Source organism: Streptomyces sp. 4N509B (assembly GCF_052245655.1).
In the GTDB taxonomy this organism is placed as follows: Bacteria; Actinomycetota; Actinomycetes; order Streptomycetales; family Streptomycetaceae; genus Streptomyces.
The window spans coordinates 42,563-61,672 of the sequence record NZ_JBQQBZ010000040.1; the positions used below are offsets into that span (position 1 = coordinate 42,563).

Sequence of the window (19,110 nt, forward strand, 5' to 3'; positions counted from 1 at the left end):
TTTCACTACGACCCCACTGTCATCACCGTCTGTCACAATCGGTGACGGCGAGGAGTGGAGTGTCGCCGAGCGAAGGTAACGCCCCCGTAACGATATCGAACTAATCTCCACGGGATGACGACGGAGAGGTGGGAACCGTGCACCTGACCCCGCACGAGCAGGAGCGGCTGCTGATCCACGTGGCCGCCGACGTGGCCGCCCGGCGGCGCGGCCGCGGGCTGCGGCTGAACCACCCCGAGGCCGTCGCCCTCATCACGGCCCACGTCCTGGAGGGCGCGCGCGACGGGCGGACCGTGGCCGAGCTGATGGAGTCGGGCCGGCGGGTCCTCAGCCGCGCCGACGTGATGGAGGGCGTGCCCGAGATGATCCACGACGTGCAGGTCGAGGCCACCTTCCCCGACGGCACCAAGCTCGTCACGGTCCACGAGCCCATCGCCTGACACGTCCCCGGCCCCCGAGCGATCCACCCGACAGCGCACGCGAGTGCGACCCGGAACCCGAGCGAGAGGCGGCGTTCGTCCCGTGATTCCCGGAGAGATCCTGTTCGCCGACACCCCGGTGCGGCTCAACGACGGCGCGCCCGTCACGCGCCTGACCGTCCGCAACGTCGCCGACCGGCCCGTCCAGGTGGGCTCCCACTACCACTTCGCCGAGGCCAACCCCGGCCTGGACTTCGACCGCGCCGCCGCCCGCGGCCTGCGTCTGGCGATCGCCGCCGGCACGGCCGTGCGCTTCGAGCCCGGCATCCCGGTCGAGGTCGAGCTGGTGCCGCTGGCCGGCCACCGCGTCGTGCCCGGCCTGCGGGGCGAGACGGCGGGAGCGCTCGATGGCTGAGCTGACGCGCGCCGCCTACGCCGACCTCTTCGGGCCCACCACCGGGGACCGGGTGCGGCTCGCCGACACGGGACTGCTGGTGGAGATCGAGCAGGACCTGGCCGGCGGCCCGGGACGCGCCGGCGACGAGGCCGTGTTCGGTGGCGGCAAGGTCATCCGGGAGTCGATGGGCCAGTCCCGCACCACGCGCGCCGAGGGCGCCCCCGACACCGTCATCACCGGCGCGGTCGTGCTCGACCACACCGGGATCGTCAAGGCCGACGTCGGCATCAGGGACGGCCGCGTCACCGCCCTGGGCAAGGCGGGGAACCCGGACACCATGACCGGCGTCCACCCCGAGCTGGTCATCGGTCCGGAGACCGAGATCATCGCGGGCAACGGCAGGATCCTCACCGCCGGCGCGATAGACGCCCACGTGCACTTCATCTCCCCGACCCTCGTCGACGAGGCCCTCGCGGCCGGCGTCACCACGCTCGTCGGCGGCGGCACGGGCCCGGCCGAGGGCAGCAAGGCCACCACCGTCACCCCGGGCTCCTGGCACCTGGCCCGGATGCTCCAGGCCCTCGACGGCACGCCGGTCAACGTCGGCCTCCTCGGCAAGGGGAACACCGTCTCCCGCGACGCCCTCCACGCCCAGCTGCGGGGCGGCGCCGTCGGCTTCAAGATCCACGAGGACTGGGGAGCCACGCCGGCCGCGATCGACGCCTGCCTGAGCGTCTGCGAGGAGACCGGAGCCCAGCTGGCCATCCACACCGACACCCTCAACGAGGCCGGCTTCGTCGCCGACACCCTCGCCGCGATCGCCGGCCGCACCGTCCACGCGTACCACACCGAGGGCGCGGGCGGCGGACACGCCCCCGACATCATCACGGTCGTCTCCGAGCCCCACGTGCTGCCCAGCTCCACCAACCCCACCCGCCCGCACACCGTCAACACCGTCGAGGAACACCTCGACATGCTGATGGTCTGCCACCACCTGAACCCTGCCGTCCCCGAGGACCTCGCCTTCGCCGAGTCCCGCATCCGCCCGACGACCATCGCCGCGGAGGACGTCCTGCACGACCTGGGCGCCATCTCGATCATCTCCTCCGACTCCCAGGCCATGGGCCGGATCGGCGAGGTCGTCCTCCGCACCTGGCAGACCGCGCACGTGATGAAGCGGCGGCGCGGCCCGCTGCCGGGCGACGGCCCCGCGGACAACCTCCGCGCCCGTCGCTACGTCGCCAAGTACACGATCAACCCGGCCGTCGCGCAGGGCCTGGACCACGAGGTCGGCTCCGTGGAGCCCGGCAAGCTCGCCGACCTCGTGCTGTGGGATCCCGCCTTCTTCGGCGTCCGTCCCCTGCTCGTCCTCAAGGGCGGCCAGATCGCGTACGCCCAGATGGGCGATGCCAACGCCTCCATCCCCACCCCCCAGCCGGTGCTGCCCCGCCCCATGTTCGGCGCCCACGGCCGGGCACCCGCCGCCAACTCGGTCACCTTCGTCAGCCCCGCGGCGCTCGACGACGGCCTCGACCAGCGGCTGGAGCTCGGCAAGCGCCTCGTCGCCGCCCGCGACACCCGCCGCACCACCAAGGCCGACATGCGGCTGAACGACGCCCGCCCCGAGGTGCGGGTGGACCCCGACAGCTTCACCGTCACCATCGACGGCGAGCCCGTCGATCCCGAGCCGGCCACGGAGCTGCCCATGGCCCAGCGGTACTTCCTCTTCTAGGCCCACGCCCGCGATGACAGCCTCCGACCCGGCCCTCGCCTCCGCCCCGGGCGCCCCCGCCCGCTCCACCCTGCTGCTGCTCGCCGACGGCCGCTTCCCGGCCGGCGCCCACGCCCACTCCGGCGGCGTCGAGGCCGCGGTGCGCGCCGGCCGCGTCACCGACCCCCCGTCCCTGGCCGCGTTCTGCCGGGGACGCCTGCACACGGCCGGCCTGGTCGCCGCGTCCCTCGCCGCCTGCGCCTGCGCCGGCGGGGACCTGGACCGCCTCGACGCCGCGGCCGACGCCCGCACCTCCTCGCCCGCGCTGCGCGCCACCTCCCGCCGCCTCGGCCGTCAGCTGCTGCGCGCGGCCCGCGCCACGTGGCCCTCGCCCACGCTGGACGCGCTCGCGCCCCGGCGGCCCGGCCCCCACCAGCCCGTGGTCCTCGGCCTGGCCGCCCGCGTCGCGGGCCTCACGCCCCACGACGCCGCCCAGGTCGCCGCCTACGAGTCCGTCAGCTCACCCGCCACCGCCGCCGTCCGCCTGCTCAGCCTCGACCCCTTCGACGCCACGGCGCTCCTCGCCTCACTCGCGGCGGCGGTCGACGCGGTCGCCGCCCATGCCACGGAGGCGGCCCGCGACGGCCCCGACGCACTGCCCGCCGCCTCCGCGCCCCTGCTCGACCTCACCGCACAGCAGCACGCCACCTGGCCCGTGCGGCTGTTCGCCTCCTGACGGGAGCCGCCATGCACCTCGACCACCCCGTGACCTATCCCGAGCGCCACACCCACACCCACAGCCACACCCCGGGGCGTCGTGGCGCCCCGGTGACGCTGCCCGACGGTTCGCGCCGTGCGCTGCGGATCGGCCTCGGCGGGCCGGTCGGCTCGGGCAAGACCGCCACCGTCGCCGCGCTGTGCCGCGCGCTTCGCGACCGCCTGTCCATCGGCGTGGTCACCAACGACATCTACACCCGCGAGGACGCCGACTTCCTCCTGCGCGAGGCCGTGCTGCCCGCCGAACGCATCACCGCCGTCGAGACCGGCGCCTGCCCGCACACGGCGATCCGCGACGACATCTCCGCCAACCTCGACGCCGTCGAGGAGCTGGAGGAGCGGACGGGGCCGCTCGACCTCGTCCTCGTCGAGTCCGGCGGGGACAACCTCACCGCCACGTTCTCCGTCGGCCTGGTCGACGCCCAGCTCTTCGTCATCGACGTGGCCGGCGGCGACGACATCCCCCGCAAGGGTGGCCCCGGCGTCACCACCGCCGACCTGCTGGTCATCAACAAGACCGACCTCGCGCCCCACGTCGGCGCGAACCTCGACGCCATGGCCCGCGACGCCGCCGCGCAGCGCGGCGAGCTGCCCGTCGTCCTCACCTCGCTGACCGCGCCCGACGGCGTCCGCCCCGTGGCGGACTGGGTCCTCGCCCGCCTCGCCGCATGGCGGGCCGCGTGACCCGAGGGGGAGCGGCCGTCACCGCCCACGCCCGGATCACCGCCGCCCACCGTGCCCCCGGCGGCGCGGCCGGCGGCCCGCCCGCCGGCACGGTGCTGCCCGTGCTGCGGGGCGACGGCCCCCTGGCGCTGCGACGCACCCGCGCGCCCGCCCCGTTCGCGCAGGTCACCGTCGTCGGCGCGATGAGCGCCCCGCTCGGCGGCGACCGGCTGCGGCTGAGCGTCGAGGTCGGCCCCCGCGCCGCGCTGCGCGTCACCTCCGCCGCCGCCACCCTCGCCCTCCCCGGTCGCCGGGACCCCGCCGGTGGCCCCGGCCACGACCCCGCCGGTGCCGTCGGCGGCCCTCCCCGGCGGCGCCCCGACCCGGCGCGGTACGACACCGAGCTCACCGTCGGCGCGGACGCCGAGCTGCACTGGCTGCCCGAGCCGCTGATCTCCGCCCGCGGCAGCGACCTCGTCCAGACCACCCGCGTCACGCTCGCCCCCACCGCCCGCCTGGTCCACCGCGAGCAGCAGGTGCTCGGCCGCCACGGCGAGGAGCCCGGCCGCCTCCTCACCCGTCTCGTCGTCCACCGCGACGGCCGGCCCCTTTTGGACCAGGAGCTCTCCCTCGGCTCCGGCGCCGCCCCCGGCTGGGACGGCGGCGCGGTCCTCGGCGGCCACCGCGCCGTCGGGCAGCTGCTGGTGGTCGACCCGGCGTTCGCGGAGAAGCCGCCCGAGCCCGTGCTCCTCGGCGACAGTGCCGCCCTCACCCCCCTGGCGGGTCCCGCCGCCCTGGTCACCGCCCTGGCCCCCGACGCCCTGACGCTTGGTCGGCTCCTGGCGGAGGGCGCCGCCCTGCTGTGACACCGCTGTGACGCCGCGAGCCGATTGGGGAGGGCTCCCCGACGGGTATCGCGACACTGCGCCGTGACGGCAGACCGACCGAGAGGGACAACGATGTCCTGGGACACTCTGGTGAAGGCGTTCCGCTATGCCGCGGCACCGGTCAACGACCGGGGCGGCCCGGACCGAAGGACCACGGCGCGGGTGGCGCTGTCGCCGGTCCTGGTGCGCGCGCAGGGGAGCGCCGAGCGGGTCCTCGAGACGCTCTGCGGCGTGCTGAACGACCGCGGCGGCCGGTGCGTGGCCCACGCGCGGGCCACCGTTCCCCCCGAGGCCGCCTCGCCGCACGACCGCGTGATGCCGCTGTCGGAGGTCATCACCCCGACGCTGCTGCGCAGCGGCGTCGTGGAGCGGACGGGACGGCTGCGGCTGCCGAACTACGCCCTGCTGTGCGACGTCGTCGAGTGGCTGAGCCGGACCCCGGCCCCCGAGACCTCGCTGCGCGACCACTGCTACGCCCGCAAGAGACAGCGGCGGCCCTTCCTGAACTGGCTGTGGAAGCTCGGGAACACCCCCGCCGACGGCGGCGCGCTCGCCTTCCTGTGGAACGTCCTCGGCGGCCTCTTCCAGGTGGCGCCGCAGTGGCGGTGGACGCGGGGGCTCACCCGCCACCTGCTGCGGTCGCGGCGCCAGCGGCACGGCTGGTACCGCTCGGCGCTCGGCGACAGCGCCCCCGTCTTCGGCATCGACTTCTTCGACCACGTCGAGGAGCACGTCGGCGAGCTGCTGGCGGACGGCGGCACGCACCGCGGCCTCGTGACACAACGACAGCGGGAGCTCGACCGGCTGCTGGTGCACGCCCTCTTAGCCGACCTGGCGCGGTGGTCGCGCCCCTCGCGCGTCGCGCCGTGGCGCCGCCGCCGCGTGACCCGCTTCGTCATCCTCCTGCACCTGCCGGAGGACGGGATGGGCCCGGGAAACCGCTGGGAGCACTTCCTCCAGGTGTGCGGCTCGGCCGTGGAGGCGACGGGCTGCGCGGCGGCGATGTGGGTCGCCGTCGGCCCCCGGGACGCGGAGGTCCGCGCCGTCGACACCACGCCGGGCGACGCCGCCCAGATGCTCAGGTCGCGCCACGGCGACATCCCGGACGACATCCGTCCGCTGCGGCTGTCGCTGCCCGCCGGCGTGGAGGCGCCCCGCCCCCGCCCCGCCCGACGCAGCATCAGGCCCGTCCCGGGGCCGCGTGCCTGGGTGACGGGTGAGGCGATGGCGGGGGTGGTGGCCCTGACGCTCGCCCTGTGGGGCACGGACCTGCTCTTCGAGCTCGGGCCCGAGGCGGAGCGCACGTGCCACGGCGGTTCGCCCCCCGGCGACGAGGGCCCCGCCCCCCGGGACCCGGCCGACATGGAGCTGCCCGCCCTCTACCGCGAGGCCGAGGAGATGATCGCCGAGGAGAACGCGCGGGCCGAGCGCGAGGCGGCCGACGGCAGGGCCGTCCGGACGATCGCCTACCTCGGCGTGCCGGTCACCGGCGACTGGATCGAGGGGGAGCGGCAGCGCTCCGACGGCGCCCTCCCCGAGCTGCGGGGCGTCGCCCTGGCGCAGCGGGCGCTCAACGAGGAGGCGCAGGCCGACCGCGACAAGGTGTGGCTGCGCGTGGTGCCCTACCACTTCGAGACCTACGAGGAGGCGGACGACGCGGCGCGCCGGATCGTGGCGGACGTCCGCGAGGGCCGGCACGCCCACGAGCTGATCGGCGTCGTCGGCGTGGCCCAGAGCTGGAGCGGCACCCAGGAGGCCGTGACGATCCTCGACGAGGCGGAGATCCCCACGATCGTCACCAACGCCACGGCGGACGAGATGCAGGTCGGCGCGCACCTGCACCAGATCGCGCCCCCCAGCAGCCGCGAGGCGGAGGTGGCCGGCGCGTTCGCCCGCGAGGCGAACATCGTGGAGGACACGGACGGCGCGTGCGCGCCCGCCCAGGCCGCGATCGTCGTCCAGAGCCCGCACGACCTCTACAGCAGGTCACTCGGGGACAGCTTCGCCGAGGACTTCAGGAGTGCCGCCGGCCCCGGCAGCGTCGAGCGCCTGTGGCACACCCCGGACGCCGACGCCCCCGACGACCTGCCCCGGGACGTCACCTGGGAGGAGGACGTCCACGGCGTGGCCGAGTCGGTGTGCGAGCGGATCCAGCAGGCCGAGGAGACCCCCACCATCGTCTACTGGGCGGCCAGGGCCCAGCAGTTCCGCGCCTTCCTCAGCGACATGGAGGACTCCACGCCCTGCGCCGGCGCGCCGCTGACCGTCGTCGGCGGCAACGGGCTGTCCAACCCCACCCTGTCGGGCCTGTGGGAGGGTCTGCCCTGGCTGCGGCTGTACCACGCCTCCCACGTACTGCCCGCCGGACAGGAGCGCAGCCACATCGCGGAGGGCTTCAACGCCGACTACGCGGGGGAGTTCGGCGTCGACGACCCCTGGCGCGACGACGGCCACGCGGCGCTGGCGTACGACACCCTGCAGGTGATGGCGGAGGCCGCCAACCAGGTGTACCGCAGCACGGCGGCGCGGAGCGTCAGCCGTGAGAGCGTCCAGGTCGTCCTCGACCAGGGCGTCGAGAGGACCGGCGCCAGCGGACACCTCGACTTCCCCGTGGGCGAGCCCGTCTCGCGTGACAAGCCGCTGGTCATCCTCCACCACACCGACTCCGGGCCCGATCCCGTGTTGGCCTGCGGGGCGTTCGCCACGTACGACGTCGCCGAACGATGGGGCCCTGACGGGGCGTTCGACTGCCCGAGCGACGACGACTGAGCCGCTTTCTCATTCCCTCGACGGAGCGCTGGGCGGGCTTGGGCCCGCGCCGCGCGGCCCGTCCCTGTAGGCGCCCGGCGGCACCCCGTACCGCGCCCGGAAGAGGCGGCTGAAGTGGTGTGGGCTGGCGAACCCCGCCACGGCGGCGACGCGCGCCACCGGCAGCGCCGTCGCCTCCAGCAGCAGCGCGGCGTGGCGCAGGCGGGCGTCGCGCAGCGCCCGCATCGGTGAGTGCCCCAGCTGCTCGGTGAAGAGGTGCGCCAGCCGGGAGGGCGACAGAGACACCTCCGCCGCCAGCGAGGCGACCGTGTGGCGGGCCCCGGGGTCGGCCGCGATGCGCGCCACCACCCGCCGGACCCGCGGGTCGACCCCGGCCTCCGCGTCCGACCCCGACCGCGCCGCGGCCCCGTCCGCCGTCACGGCCACGGCGGCTCCTCCCGCCGTCGCCAGCAGCAGGGCCTCCTCGACGCCGCCGAGCGCCAGCTCGCGGGCGCGCCAGCCGTGCGCCACCGCCACCTGTCCCGGCTCCGGCACGCCGGGCGGCGCGGGCGGATGGGCGTCGCCCGCCCACCGCGCGGCGGCGTGAGCCCGCGCGAACGCCGCCGCCACAGGCGTCCGCGTGGCCCGCGGCACGGGCCCGACCACGTGCACCGCGCCGCCGACGCGGAACGGCCGCAGCCAGCCGCCCCACGGCGGCCTGGCCTGGCAGTGCACCCACCAGAACGCCCACCGCCGGGCATCCGCCGCGACCCCGTAGCGGTGCGGCACGCCCGGCCCGAGCACCACCAGCTCACCCGCCGTGGCCACCGTCGTGACGCCGCCCTGTTCCAGCCGGCCGCGCCCGGCCGTGGTCCACGTGACGAGCCAGCTGTCGGCGCCGCGCGGCCGGTCCACCGCGTACCCGGGGCGCTCGTCGAAGTACCCGACGGTCACCAGGCCGGGAGGGGGCGCCGGCACGCCGGCCCGTCCGGGCGCGGCGGCGTTCGGCGGGGCGCCGTCGGGCGCAGCAGTTTCCGGCACCTCCTCAGCATCCCCGGGCATCCCCGCCAGAGTGTCCCCGGCCTAGCGTCGGACCATGACGGACGCGACGGGCACGACGGGCGGCACGGGCACGACGGCGCCGCCGATCCTGACGGACGCCGCGCTGCGGCGCTTCACCGACGAGGGCTACGTGGTGGCGCGCGGGCTGTTCGACCCCGCCGAGATCGAGGAACTGCGCGGCGCGTTCACGGCCCTGCGCGAGGCCGGACGCATCCCCGGGCACTTCGAGCCCCGCACGACGGAGTCCACCGGTGACACCGACCCGCTCCACGCCTACCCCCGGGTGATGCACCCGCACGAGGTGAACGAGGTCGCGCTGCGCTACCTCACCGACCCGCGGCTGGCCAGGGCGCTGCGGCTGCTGATGGGGGAGGAGGTGCTGGCGGCGCAGAGCATGTTCTACTTCAAGCCGCCCGGCGCCCGCGGCCAGGCCCTCCACCAGGACAACTTCTACCTGCGGGTGGAGCCGGGCACCTGCGTGGCCGCGTGGGTCGCCTGCGACGTGATCGACCGGGCCAACGGGGGCCTGGAGGTCGTCCCCGGCACCCACCGGATGGAGCTGTTCTGCCCCGAGGAGGCCGACGCCTCGGTCTCCTTCGCCCGCGAGTACGTCCCCCCGCCGCCGGGCCTCACACCGGTCGCGGTCGACATGGACCCCGGCGACGTGCTGTTCTTCAACGGCAGCCTGGTCCACGGCTCGCAGCCCAACCAGACCACCGACCGCTTCCGCCGCTCCTTCATCGGTCACTACGTGGGCCGCTCCGCGACGCGCATCGGCTCCTTCTACCGCACGATCTCGATGCGCGGGGAACGCGTTCCGCTCGCGGAGAGCGTGGGCGCGGGCCCCTGCGGCACGGAGTTCCCGCCGGCCGGGCCCCACTGACCACGCCGTGCCCCGACCGTACCCGGCCCCGGTCCCTGACCGGTCAGCCGGCCAGCAGCACGGGCAGCTTCCGCATGTCGTCGAAGACCACCGTGCCCTCGCCCGCCAGCCACGCCGCCGGGGTGAGGCCGCCCGCGTAGCCGAAGGACCGCATACCGGCCGCGCGGGCGGCCTGGACGCCGTACTGGCTGTCCTCCACCACCACGCAGCGCTCGGGCGCCGCCCCCATGCGGGCCGCCGCGTGCAGGAAGAGATCGGGCGCGGGCTTGCCGTGCGCCACCTCGCTGGCGCTGAAGATGCGGCCCGCGAACCGCTCGTAGAGGCCGGTGCGGCCGAGCGTCCGACGCATCTTCGCGTGGTGCCCGCTGGAGGCCACGCAGTCCGGCAGGGTCAGGGCGTCCAGCGCCTCGCTGATCCCCTCGACCTCGGTGAGCTCGGCGTCGACGGCCGCCGCCAGCCGCTCCCGGTACAGCGCGCCCCAGCGCTCCGCCGCCGCCCGCCCGAGCCGCTCGGCGACCTGGGCGGACACGGCCCGCTCCGAGCGGCCGAGGAAGCGGTCGACGATCTCCTGCTCGGTGAGCGGCCAGCCGAGCTCGGCGCCGAGGCCGAGGCAGACCCGCAGCGCGAGCGGTTCGCTGTCCACCAGCACGCCGTCGCAGTCGAAGATCACCAGATCGATGGGTTGGGCCACGCAAGGAACCCTAACCTGTCGGGGTGATGAGGCCCGAGACCCCCGAGACCCGCGAGCCCTCCGAGACCCGCGAGCCCGTCGGGACGCCCGAGACGCTCGACCCACCCGGGAGCCCCCCGACGCCGGGCGAGGTCCTCGTGCTCAGCGGGCCACCGGGCGCCGGCAAGTCGACGGTGGCCCGGCTGCTGACCGACGAGCGGCTCGCCCCGCCCACCGTGCACCTGCACGCCGACGACTTCTGGGCCGCCATCCGCCGCGGCGTCATCGCGCCGTTCCTGCCGGCCTCGCGGCGGCAGAACGAGGTCGTCGTCGACGTCGTGGCGCGGGCCGCCACAGGCTACGCGGTGGGCGGCTACCGCGTGGTGGTCGACGGCGTCGTCGGCCCGTGGTTCGTCGACGCCTTCCGCGCGCCCGCCACCGCCGCCGGCGTCGCCGCGCACTACGCGGTGCTCCGCCCCGACGAGGCCACGACACTGGCCCGCGGCACCGCGCGCCCCGGGCACCCGCTGACCGACTCCGGGCCGATCCGCTCCCTGCACGCGCAGTTCCGCGTGCTCGGCCCGTACGAGCGTCACGCCCTCGACAGCACCGCGTGGACGCCGGGGGCCACGGCCGACGCCGTGGTGGCCGCCCTGGCGGCCGGGACGCTACGCCTGTGACGCCGGACGGCGCATCATGAGGGCATGGCACAGACGCGATGGCTCGACGAGCCGGAGATGGCGGCGTGGCTGGCGTTCCTGGAGGCCAGCCACCGCGTCTCCCGGGCCGTGGAACGCCAGTTACGGGACGAGGCGGGCCTGTCCCACCAGCAGTACGAGATCCTCGTCAAGCTCGACGCCGCCGGCCCCGCGGGCCTGCGCATGACGGAGCTGGCCGACTCCCTCATCACCTCCAAGAGCGGGCTGACCTACCAGATCGGCCGGTTGGAGAAGCGGGGGCTGGTGGAGCGCCGCGACTGCGCCACGGACGTCAGGGGCGTGATCGCCCACCTCACCGACGCCGGCCGTGACACGCTCGTCGCCTCGGCTCCCGGGCACGTGGCACGCGTGCGCGAGGCGCTGATCGACGTCCTGGCGCCGGAGGAGATCGCCGTGCTCGCCGACGCCTTCGGCCGCGTCGGCGCCCGGCTGCGCGACGAGAGCTGACGGCCCGTCCGGCCGGATCCGGCACGACGCACCGGACAGCTCCCCCCGCCTGCGGCAGAATCGGGCCCGTGAAGGTCACCATCGATCCCCGCTCGCCTCTGGCGCCCTACGAGCAGCTGCGCGCCCAGATCGCCGGCCAGGCCCGTGCCGGACAGCTGCCCGTCGGCTACCGGCTGCCGACCGTGCGAGCGCTCGCGGGCGAGCTGGGGCTCGCCGCCAACACCGTGGCCAAGGCGTACCGCGTGCTGGAGGCCGACGGCGTGGTGGAGACCCGGGGGCGCAACGGCACCTTCGTCGCCGCCGCGCGGGACGCCGCCGCCCGGGAGGCGGCCGCCGCGGCCCAAACGTACGCCCAGCGCGTGCGCCGGCTCGGCCTGGACCGCGCCGCGGCCCAGGCCGCCGTGGCGGACGCGCTGCGCGCCGCCTACCCCGGCCCGGCGGACCGGGCCGGCGAAGGCGAGCCGACGGACACGCCTGGCTAAAGGCTGTCCCGCAATCCCCGGCGGGCTCGCGACGTCCTGCGACGTCCTCCCCCAGACCCCTCCGGGGTCCGGGCGGTGCCCCCAGCCGCGTTGTCGTCGGTCGCCAGCCCGCAAGGCTGACTCCCTCCCCGCCTTGCTGCGGGCACCCCGCGCCGCGGAGCGGCGTGGGGGAGAAGCCACAGGACGCCGCTCCCTGATCCACCAGGGACTGCGGGACAGCCCTTAGGCCCGCGCGCCCCCACCCCACAGCCAGACCGTGGTGTCGGGCGGCAGCTTGCCGCCCTCCAGCCGGTCGCTGGACAGCAGGACGCCCCAGTTCCGCGGCAGCGGGAACGGCTCGTCCGACAGGTTCACGGCACACCGCAGCTCGGGGCCGCGTTCGAACGCCAGCACCCCCTCGGGCGTCGGCAGCCAGCGCAGCGTCATGCCCTCGAAGCCCGGCTGCTCACGGCGCAGCCGCAGCGCCGCGCGGTACAGCTCCAGCGTCGACCCCGGCGTCCCCGACTGCTTCTGCGCGGTCAGCTCGGCCCACTGCGCCGGCTGCGGCAGCCACGGCTTGCTTCCCCGTGGCCCGAAGCCGAACGGGCTGTCGGCGCCCGACCAGGGCAGCGGCACCCGGCAGCCGTCCCGCCCGCGCACGTTGTGGCCCGAACGCTCCCAGGTCGGGTCCCGCAGCAGCTCCCGCGGGATGTCCTCGACCTCCCACAGCCCGAGCTCCTCGCCCTGGTACAGGTAGACGCTGCCCGGCAGCGCCAGCATCAGCAGCGCCGCCGCGCGGGCCCGGCGGGTGCCGAGCGACAGGTCGCACCCCCCGGCCTCGACGTCGTGCTCGACCCCGTGGGAGGTGTCCCTCCTGCCGTACCGGGTCACGTGGCGGGGCACGTCGTGGTTGGAGAGCACCCAGGTGGAGGGGGCGCCGACGGAGCCGAGCAGGGAGGTGTTGTCCTCGATCGCCCGCCGCAGCGCCGCCGGCTCCCAGGCCGCCTTCAGGAAGGCGAAGTTGAACGCGGTGTGCAGCCCGTCGGGGCGCAGGTAGTTCGGCAGCCGCTCGGGGCGGACGTGCGCCTCGGCGACGAACATCCGGTCGCCGGCGTAGGAGTCGGCGATCTTCCGCCAGGTCTGGTAGATCTCGTGGACCGCGTCCCTGTCCCAGTGCGGGTGGTCCTCGCGGTGCCGGTCGTCGTCGAAGAGCAGCTCGTCGGGTATGCCGAGGTCGGGCAGGGCCGGGTCCTTCACCAGCCCGTGCGCGACGTCGATCCGGAAGCCGTCCACCCCGCGGTCGAACCAGAACCGCAGGATCGACTCGAACTCGGCGCGCACCTCCCGGCTCTCCCAGTTGAGGTCCGGCTGCTGGGCGGCGAACAGGTGCAGGTACCACTGGCCCGGCCTGCCGTCGGGCCCGGTCGTGCGGGTCCAGGCCCGGCCGCCGAAGCGGCTGCGCCAGTCGTTGGGCGGCAGCGCGCCGTCCTCGCCCCGGCCGTCCCGGAAGACGAAGCGCTCGCGCTCCGGCGAGCCCGGCGGCGCCGCCAGCGCCTCAAGGAACCACGGGTGCTGGTCGGAGGTGTGGTTCGGCACGAGGTCGAGGATCACGCGCAGGCCGAGCGCGTGTGCCTCGGCGATCATCTCCTCGGCGCCCGAGAGGGTGCCGAACGAGGCGTCGACGCCGCGGTAGTCCGCGACGTCGTACCCGCCGTCGGCCATCGGCGAGGGGTACCACGGATTGATCCACACGGCGTCGATGCCCAGCTCCTTGAGGTACGGGAGGCGGGCCCGCAGGCCGGCTATGTCGCCGACACCGTCGCCGTTCCCGTCGGCGAAGCTGCGGATGTAGACCTGGTAGGTGACGGCGCTACGCCACCAGGGAGCGTGCGTGTCGGTCTCGGTGCGGGTGCGGGGCACGTGTCTTCCACTCCTCTGACGGGTTGACCCTGCGTGTCTGCGCGGTCCCAACGCGGTCCGCCGCGCATCAGTGCATGCGACGGCGCGCCGCGACGGGAGGAGACGGCCCGGCGGTCACGACCAGTCCGGGTCGGCTCTCCTCCTGGGTCGTGTGGCCCGTGCCGAGCCGGTGGTGCCCCGGACAACGAGCCGGGTGGGCACCACGACCCGGGTCGGCTGCTCGCTCGCCCCCGACAGTGCGTCCAGGATCTGGCGGGCCAGCAGCTCCCCCTGATAGGTCACGGGTTGAGCGATGGTCGTGAGGTCGAGCAGCTCGGCCGTCTCGTGGTCGTCAAACCCGATGACCGAGACGTCGTCGGGGGCACGCAGCCCCATGCGGCCCAGCATCCGCAGCGCGCCGAACGCCATCTGGTCCGACTCCGCGAAGACCGCGGTGGGAGGGTCGGGAAGGCTCAGCAGCTTTGCCATGGCCGCGGCGCCCTCGCTGATGTCGAAGCCGCCGGGCGCCTCCAGCTCGGCCTCGTGGGGGATGCCCGCCTGCGCCAGAACGGCGCGGTAGGCGTGCTGGCGGACGATGGGGGTGGTGAAGCCGCGCGGGTCGTTCAGGGCGCCGGTGATCATGCCGATGCGGCGGTGTCCGAGGTTGATGAGGTGGCGCACGGCGGTGCTGGCGCCCTCGGCGTTGTCGATGGAGACCTGCCAGCAGCCGGGGATGCGGGTGCCGAGCACGGCGATCGGCACCTCCATCGAGACGAGCGCCTCGGCCTCGTCCTTCGACAGCGGCAGGTTCAGCACGATGACGGCGTCCACCCGGCGGCGCAGCGGCATGCGGGTGAAGAAGCGTTCGTGGACGCGGGCGTCCCCGAGGTTGTACAGCAGGAGGTCGAGGTCGTTGGCACGTAAGACCGAGTCGATGCCGGCCACCACCCGGCTGTAGAACCAGCGGTCCACGAAGGGGAGCACCACGCCGACGGTGCCGGTCCTGCCGGTGGCGAGGTTCGAGGCGTGCGGAGAGACGGCGTACGACAGTTCGGCGGCGGCCTTCAGCACCCGCTTCCTCGTCGCGTCGGACACGTTCGGCAGGCCGCGCAGGGCGCGCGAGACGGTGGCGGTGGAGACTCCCGCGCGGCGGGCGACGTCCATGATGCTCGCGGCCATGTCCCTCCGATCAACGCCCAGTTGACGGTCGCGCGGAGCGAACGTACCGCTACGGACACGGGATTGCAATCGTTTACATGAAAAGTTCTCCGCAATCTGCCGGCTTGCGGTCAGAGGTGATCTCGCGGAGGGAGAAGCCCCAGGTCAACCGCGTGAAATGCTGATGTAAACGTGTACATCAAAGCTGGCGGGAAGCGGCCGGTGGGCTGGCCGATAACCTGCCCCCTCTCCCCGGGCGCGATAAGGTGCTTCTTCACATGCCGTCCACGATCCGCCGTACGGTCCCGGGGCTCGTGGAGGTTCCCGTGGTGAACGGGGGTGGTGCGGTGTCGTCAACCCCGTTGCCGGGAAAGCTGGAAGAAGGGACCGGGATACCCACGGGTGCTGGTGTGGCGTTAGGGTTACTCTGCCCGGACCGGGTGCCCTCGTACGGGTGGGAGAGTCATGAAGCAGATAACAGCGCGCAGCAGGCCACGGGTGCCGGCCATCGACTGCGGGAGCACCGCCACCGGTGCGCGTCTGGAGCGTCACCTGAGCGTGCTCTCCGGTCCCGCCGTGCCCCATGGTGACGCCGAGGAGGCCACCTCGCTGATGCGGGAGCTGACCGCGCGGGACGAGACGCGCACCCGGAGGAACCGCGGCGCGCGCGTGCAGCTGCTGGCGCCCCTCCGCCGGCTGCGGCGCTCGCTCTTCGGCGGGCGCGGCTGACCCGCCCCGGCAGACTCTGCTCGGCTGACTCCTCCGCCGCCCGTCGCGCACGTCGCACGGGCGGCGGCCCGTTCACGTCCTCATCCCGACGCTTCTCCCACCGGCGTCTCCACGGTCACGGCGAAGGAGAAGCGGTCGCCCCTGTAGTGGATGCGCGCGACGTCCACCACCCGCCCTCCCTGGTCGTACTCCACGCCCGTGACGTGCAGGATCGGGCTGAGTAAGGGCACCCGCAGCAGCCCCGCCGTCCGCGGGTCGGCCAGCCGGGCCTGCACGGTGTTGTCGATCCGCCCCACCCTCACCCCGGCGACGTCCCGTAGCACCCGCGTCATCGGCCACCGTTCGAGGGCGGCCGGCGTGATGGCCTCCGCCACCTGGGGGAGGAGCAGGTTCTCCGCCCAGTTGACCGGCTCGCCGCTGGCGCGGTCGCGCCGCAGTCGCCGGTACCGCACCAGCTCCGTCACGCCGGGGAAGTGCTCCGTGAGCTCCGCGGGCACCGGAACCCGCGCGGGACCGTGGTCGAGCACGGTGGTGGTCTCGCCCGACTGCTGGGCCACCACGGCGTCGACCGAGCCCAGCAGCCGCATCGGGGTGGCCGACGCGGCGTCCGGCGCGATGAAGGTGCCGCGTCGTCGGTGACGCGTGATCAGCCCCTCGACCTCCAGCTCCTTCAGCGCCTGACGCATGGTGAGCACGCTCACGCCGTAGTGCGCGGCCAGCTGCTCCTCGGTGGGCAGCCGCAGCGACGCCTGCGGGGCGCGGCCGAGTATGGAGGCCCGCAGCGACTGGGAGACCTGGTACCAGAGGGGGAGCTTGCGGTTGGGTTCGAGGGGGTCGGGAGCGAAGACGGTCACGGGGCCCACGGGCACGGTCACCTTCGGATCGGAGAGGGCGTCGGCGAGGTGCGGTACGTCGGTGCGGTGCGGTGCGGTGCGGTGTGGCGGGGCGCGCCGTGCCCGGCGGCGCGGCGGGGCTCGGCGCCTCGTTGATCTCACGTGGAGAACGTGCGGTCAAGCCCCCGCCAGACGCCGTCGTAGCCGCGCTGCAGGCTCGGCGTCGCCAGCGCCTGGGAGGTCAGCACCATCGGCCACGGCGACTCGAACATGAAGGCCAGACCGTCGTCCACGCGCTGCGGCGTGAGCGTGGCGTCGCTGGCCCGGCGGAAGGTCTCCGCGTCGGGACCGTGGGCGGACATCATGTTGTGCAGGGAGCCGCCGCCGGGCACGAAGCCCTCCGCCTTCGCGTCGTAGGCGCCCTCGATGAGCCCCATGTACTCGCTCATCACGTTCCGGTGGAAGTACGGCGGCCTGAACGTGTCCTCGCCCACCAGCCAGCGCGGCGCGAAGACGACGAAGTCGGCCGCGGGGGCGGCCAGCACGGTGAAGATCGACGGGTCCGGGTGGTCGTAGCTGATCGAGCCGATGACGTTGAACCGGCGCAGGTCGTAGAGGTACGGCACGTGGTTGCCGTGCCAGGCGACCACGTCCAGCGGTGAGTGGTCCAGCTCGGCCGCCCACAGCGTGCCGCAGAACTTGGTGACCAGCTGCACGGCGCGGTCGGGCTCGGGGTCGTACGCGGCGGTCGGCGCCAGGAAGTCACGGGGGTTGGCCAGGCCGTTGGCGCCGATCGGCCCGAGCTCGGGCAGCGTGAACGGCTCCCCGTGGTTCTCGCAGACGTACCCGCGGGAGGCCCCGTCGGGCAGCTCCACGGCGAAGCGCACGCCGCGCGGGATGAGCGCCACGTGGCCGGGCCGGGCTCGCAGCGGGCCGAGCTCGGTGCGCAGCAGCAGGGTGCCCGCCTGGGGGACGACCAGCAGCTCCCCGTCGGCGTCTGCGAACACCCGGTCCGTCATGGGGCTGTTCGCGTGGTAGAGGTGGACGGCCATGCCCGTGCGCTGCCGCGTGTCGCCGTTGCCCCCCAGGGTCCACAGGCCGTCGACGAAGTCGGTGCCGGGCGCGGGCTGCGGGATCGGGTCCCAGCGGCGGCGGTTGGGGTCGGGCGTGGTCTCGGTGAACGGCGCGCCCCGCAGGGTGCCGCGGTCGATCGGGTGGAACGGCGGGTGTGCCGCCGACGGCCTGATGCGGTACAGCCAGGTGCGGCGGTTTCTCGCCCGGGGCGCGGTGAAGGCGGTGCCGCTCAGCTGTTCCGCGTACAGCCCGAGCGGTGCGCGCTGCGGCGAGTTGCGCCCGAGTGGCAGCGCGCCGGGCACGGCCTCGCTGCTGTGCTGGTTGTCGAAGCCCGGGGCGTAGCGCTCCGGGTCCACCTGCTGGCCGGTGTGCTCCATCGCACGCCCTCCTGCCGAACGATTCCTGTGTATGACCGTAGGAATAGGGCTGGGGTACGTCAATCACTCCGTGTCCGTGAGGGCCCGCGTCGCCGCGCCGGACGGTGCGGACGGTGTGGATGGTGCGGGCGGTGTGGAAGCGCTCGGAGCAGCACGCCCACGCGAAACATCCCTCAGCGGGGCTCCGACCGCGCCAGGAGCCGGGCCGCCCACGGGCGGTTGCGGTGGGGGCGCAGCGCCTGACGCATCTGCCGCACCGCGCGGTCCGCCTCACCCGACCGCAGGTGGTCACGGGCCGTCAGGAACGCGTCCCAGGCGCCGCACGCCTCCTCCGGGCGGCCGGTGCGCAGCAGCAGTTCGCCGCGCCTGGCCTGGGTGAGGGCCTGGCCGCGCAGGTCGGAGGGGGCCCGCTCCCCGGCGGCCTGCCCCAGCGCGGCGAGCGCGCCCGACGGGTCGCCGAGGTCCAGCAGCACGCCCGAGGTCTGGAAGAGCAGCGCCGCCGGGGGATAGCGGTCGAACGGCGCCGGGCCGCGGGGGGCCGTGGCCCGCTCCGCCGCTCGCTCCGCCCGCGCCAGCGCCGAGAGCGCGCCGCGCCGGTCGCCGGTGGCGGCCAGCACCGCCGCCAGCTGCGCCTGCACGTACGACCGCTGCGCCGGCGGCACCTCGTCGGCGCTCCCGGCCGCGGCCCGCGCCAGCTGGAGGGCGGCCGGCAGGTGGCCGAGCCGCTGCGCCTGCGCGCTCATCGCGCGCAGCACCACGCTCCAGGTGGCCAGGTCACCGGACTCGCCGGCCAGCCGGTGCGCGAAGCCGTAGTACCGCTGGGCGGCGCCGTGCCGCTGGCCGTCCTCGTACATCCGTGCCAGCAGGAACGCCAGCCGCGAGGCGGCCACGAGCAGCTCGCGCTGGTGCCGAGGGGCGTGGCGCACCGTCAGCAGCGGCGCGACCTCGTCGGCGAGGTACGCGGCCAGGCTGCCGCGCGCGTGCCGGCCGCCGTGCCGCTCGATCGAGGCGGCGAAGAACACGGCCGCCTCGTCCAGCGCCGCCGTCCGCGCCGCCGTCGTCCCCAGCTGTCCGGGCGGCTCCGGGTCCCCGACGTGCCGGGGCGGGCCCGGCACCACCGTCTCCGCCACCCGGTAGGGGCGCTGCCACAGCCCCACCCGTCCCGCCCGGGCCCGGCGCCCCTGGCCGACCGCGTC

At 75.0% G+C, this 19,110-nt stretch carries 18 protein-coding genes and 1 pseudogene; 12 read left to right on the plus strand and 7 right to left on the minus strand.

Going from position 1 to position 19,110, the window contains the following annotated elements:
• Positions 1–137: 137 nt before the first annotated feature.
• The 7 genes from ACTWP5_RS27245 (at position 138) to ACTWP5_RS27275 (ending at position 7,623) form a co-directional block, all read left to right on the plus strand.
• Positions 138–440, plus strand: a complete 303-nt coding sequence (locus ACTWP5_RS27245; protein WP_443223791.1) for an urease subunit gamma — start codon at positions 138–140, stop codon at positions 438–440.
• An 82-nt stretch (positions 441–522) separates the two neighbouring features.
• Positions 523–834 carry an urease subunit beta gene (locus ACTWP5_RS27250; protein ID WP_443223792.1) on the plus strand — a complete coding sequence of 104 codons (312 nt, stop codon included), beginning with the start codon at positions 523–525 and terminating at the stop codon, positions 832–834.
• Entirely contained in the window at positions 827–2,548 is a 1,722-nt protein-coding gene (locus ACTWP5_RS27255) for an urease subunit alpha (RefSeq protein ID WP_443223793.1), read from the plus strand. The genes ACTWP5_RS27250 and ACTWP5_RS27255 overlap by 8 nt, the downstream gene beginning before the upstream one ends.
• A 13-nt stretch (positions 2,549–2,561) precedes the next feature.
• A complete protein-coding gene (locus ACTWP5_RS27260; RefSeq protein ID WP_443223794.1) occupies positions 2,562–3,263 on the plus strand; it encodes an urease accessory protein UreF in 702 nt (233 codons plus the stop codon).
• An 11-nt stretch (positions 3,264–3,274) separates the two neighbouring features.
• On the plus strand, positions 3,275–3,988 hold the full coding sequence (gene ureG / locus ACTWP5_RS27265) for an urease accessory protein UreG (protein WP_443223795.1): 714 nt from the start codon (positions 3,275–3,277) through the stop codon (positions 3,986–3,988).
• Positions 3,973–4,833, plus strand: a complete 861-nt coding sequence (locus ACTWP5_RS27270; RefSeq protein WP_443223796.1) for an urease accessory protein UreD — start codon at positions 3,973–3,975, stop codon at positions 4,831–4,833. The genes ureG and ACTWP5_RS27270 overlap by 16 nt, the downstream gene beginning before the upstream one ends.
• Before the next feature lie 93 nt (positions 4,834–4,926).
• A complete protein-coding gene (locus ACTWP5_RS27275) occupies positions 4,927–7,623 on the plus strand; it encodes a hypothetical protein (RefSeq protein WP_443223797.1) in 2,697 nt (898 codons plus the stop codon).
• Between the two features lie 9 nt (positions 7,624–7,632).
• Here the strand turns inward: ACTWP5_RS27275 and ACTWP5_RS27280 are convergent, their stop codons facing one another.
• Positions 7,633–8,664, minus strand: a complete 1,032-nt coding sequence (locus ACTWP5_RS27280) for a helix-turn-helix domain-containing protein (protein ID WP_443223798.1) — start codon at positions 8,662–8,664, stop codon at positions 7,633–7,635.
• A gap of 34 nt (positions 8,665–8,698) precedes the next feature.
• On the opposite strand from ACTWP5_RS27280, the gene ACTWP5_RS27285 reads away from it, so the two are divergent.
• Positions 8,699–9,547, plus strand: coding sequence for a phytanoyl-CoA dioxygenase family protein (locus ACTWP5_RS27285; protein ID WP_443223799.1), 849 nt, complete (start codon positions 8,699–8,701; stop codon positions 9,545–9,547).
• Positions 9,548–9,590: 43 nt separating this feature from the next.
• Here ACTWP5_RS27285 and ACTWP5_RS27290 read toward each other — a convergent pair whose 3' ends face one another.
• Entirely contained in the window at positions 9,591–10,238 is a 648-nt protein-coding gene (locus tag ACTWP5_RS27290) for an HAD family hydrolase (protein WP_443223800.1), read from the minus strand.
• Positions 10,239–10,264: 26 nt separating this feature from the next.
• Here ACTWP5_RS27290 and ACTWP5_RS27295 point away from each other — a divergent pair, with 26 nt between their 5' ends.
• The 3 genes from ACTWP5_RS27295 (at position 10,265) to ACTWP5_RS27305 (ending at position 11,865) form a co-directional block, all read left to right on the plus strand.
• Positions 10,265–10,897: an AAA family ATPase gene (locus tag ACTWP5_RS27295; protein WP_443223810.1), complete on the plus strand. Its 633-nt coding sequence runs from the start codon at positions 10,265–10,267 to the stop codon at positions 10,895–10,897.
• 24 nt (positions 10,898–10,921) lie between these two features.
• Entirely contained in the window at positions 10,922–11,383 is a 462-nt protein-coding gene (locus ACTWP5_RS27300) for a MarR family winged helix-turn-helix transcriptional regulator (RefSeq protein WP_443223801.1), read from the plus strand.
• 68 nt (positions 11,384–11,451) lie between these two features.
• Positions 11,452–11,865 carry a GntR family transcriptional regulator gene (locus ACTWP5_RS27305; protein ID WP_443223802.1) on the plus strand — a complete coding sequence of 138 codons (414 nt, stop codon included), beginning with the start codon at positions 11,452–11,454 and terminating at the stop codon, positions 11,863–11,865.
• Positions 11,866–12,087: 222 nt separating this feature from the next.
• Here the strand turns inward: ACTWP5_RS27305 and ACTWP5_RS27310 are convergent, their stop codons facing one another.
• On the minus strand, positions 12,088–13,764 hold the full coding sequence (locus tag ACTWP5_RS27310; RefSeq protein WP_443223803.1) for a glycoside hydrolase family 13 protein: 1,677 nt from the start codon (positions 13,762–13,764) through the stop codon (positions 12,088–12,090).
• A gap of 114 nt (positions 13,765–13,878) precedes the next feature.
• Entirely contained in the window at positions 13,879–14,922 is a 1,044-nt protein-coding gene (locus ACTWP5_RS27315; protein ID WP_443223804.1) for a LacI family DNA-binding transcriptional regulator, read from the minus strand.
• A 444-nt stretch (positions 14,923–15,366) separates the two neighbouring features.
• Between ACTWP5_RS27315 and ACTWP5_RS27320 the strand changes: the two genes are divergently transcribed.
• On the plus strand, positions 15,367–15,630 hold the full coding sequence (locus tag ACTWP5_RS27320) for a hypothetical protein (RefSeq protein WP_443223805.1): 264 nt from the start codon (positions 15,367–15,369) through the stop codon (positions 15,628–15,630).
• Positions 15,631–15,710: 80 nt separating this feature from the next.
• Here the strand turns inward: ACTWP5_RS27320 and ACTWP5_RS27325 are convergent, their stop codons facing one another.
• The 3 genes and pseudogenes from ACTWP5_RS27325 to ACTWP5_RS27335 form a co-directional block, all read right to left on the minus strand.
• Positions 15,711–16,484, minus strand: coding sequence for a GntR family transcriptional regulator (locus ACTWP5_RS27325; RefSeq protein ID WP_443223811.1), 774 nt, complete (start codon positions 16,482–16,484; stop codon positions 15,711–15,713).
• A gap of 137 nt (positions 16,485–16,621) precedes the next feature.
• Entirely contained in the window at positions 16,622–17,914 is a 1,293-nt protein-coding gene (hmgA, locus tag ACTWP5_RS27330; protein ID WP_443223806.1) for a homogentisate 1,2-dioxygenase, read from the minus strand.
• A 173-nt stretch (positions 17,915–18,087) separates the two neighbouring features.
• Positions 18,088–19,110 (minus strand): annotated as a pseudogene (locus ACTWP5_RS27335) (hypothetical protein); the annotation flags it as partial.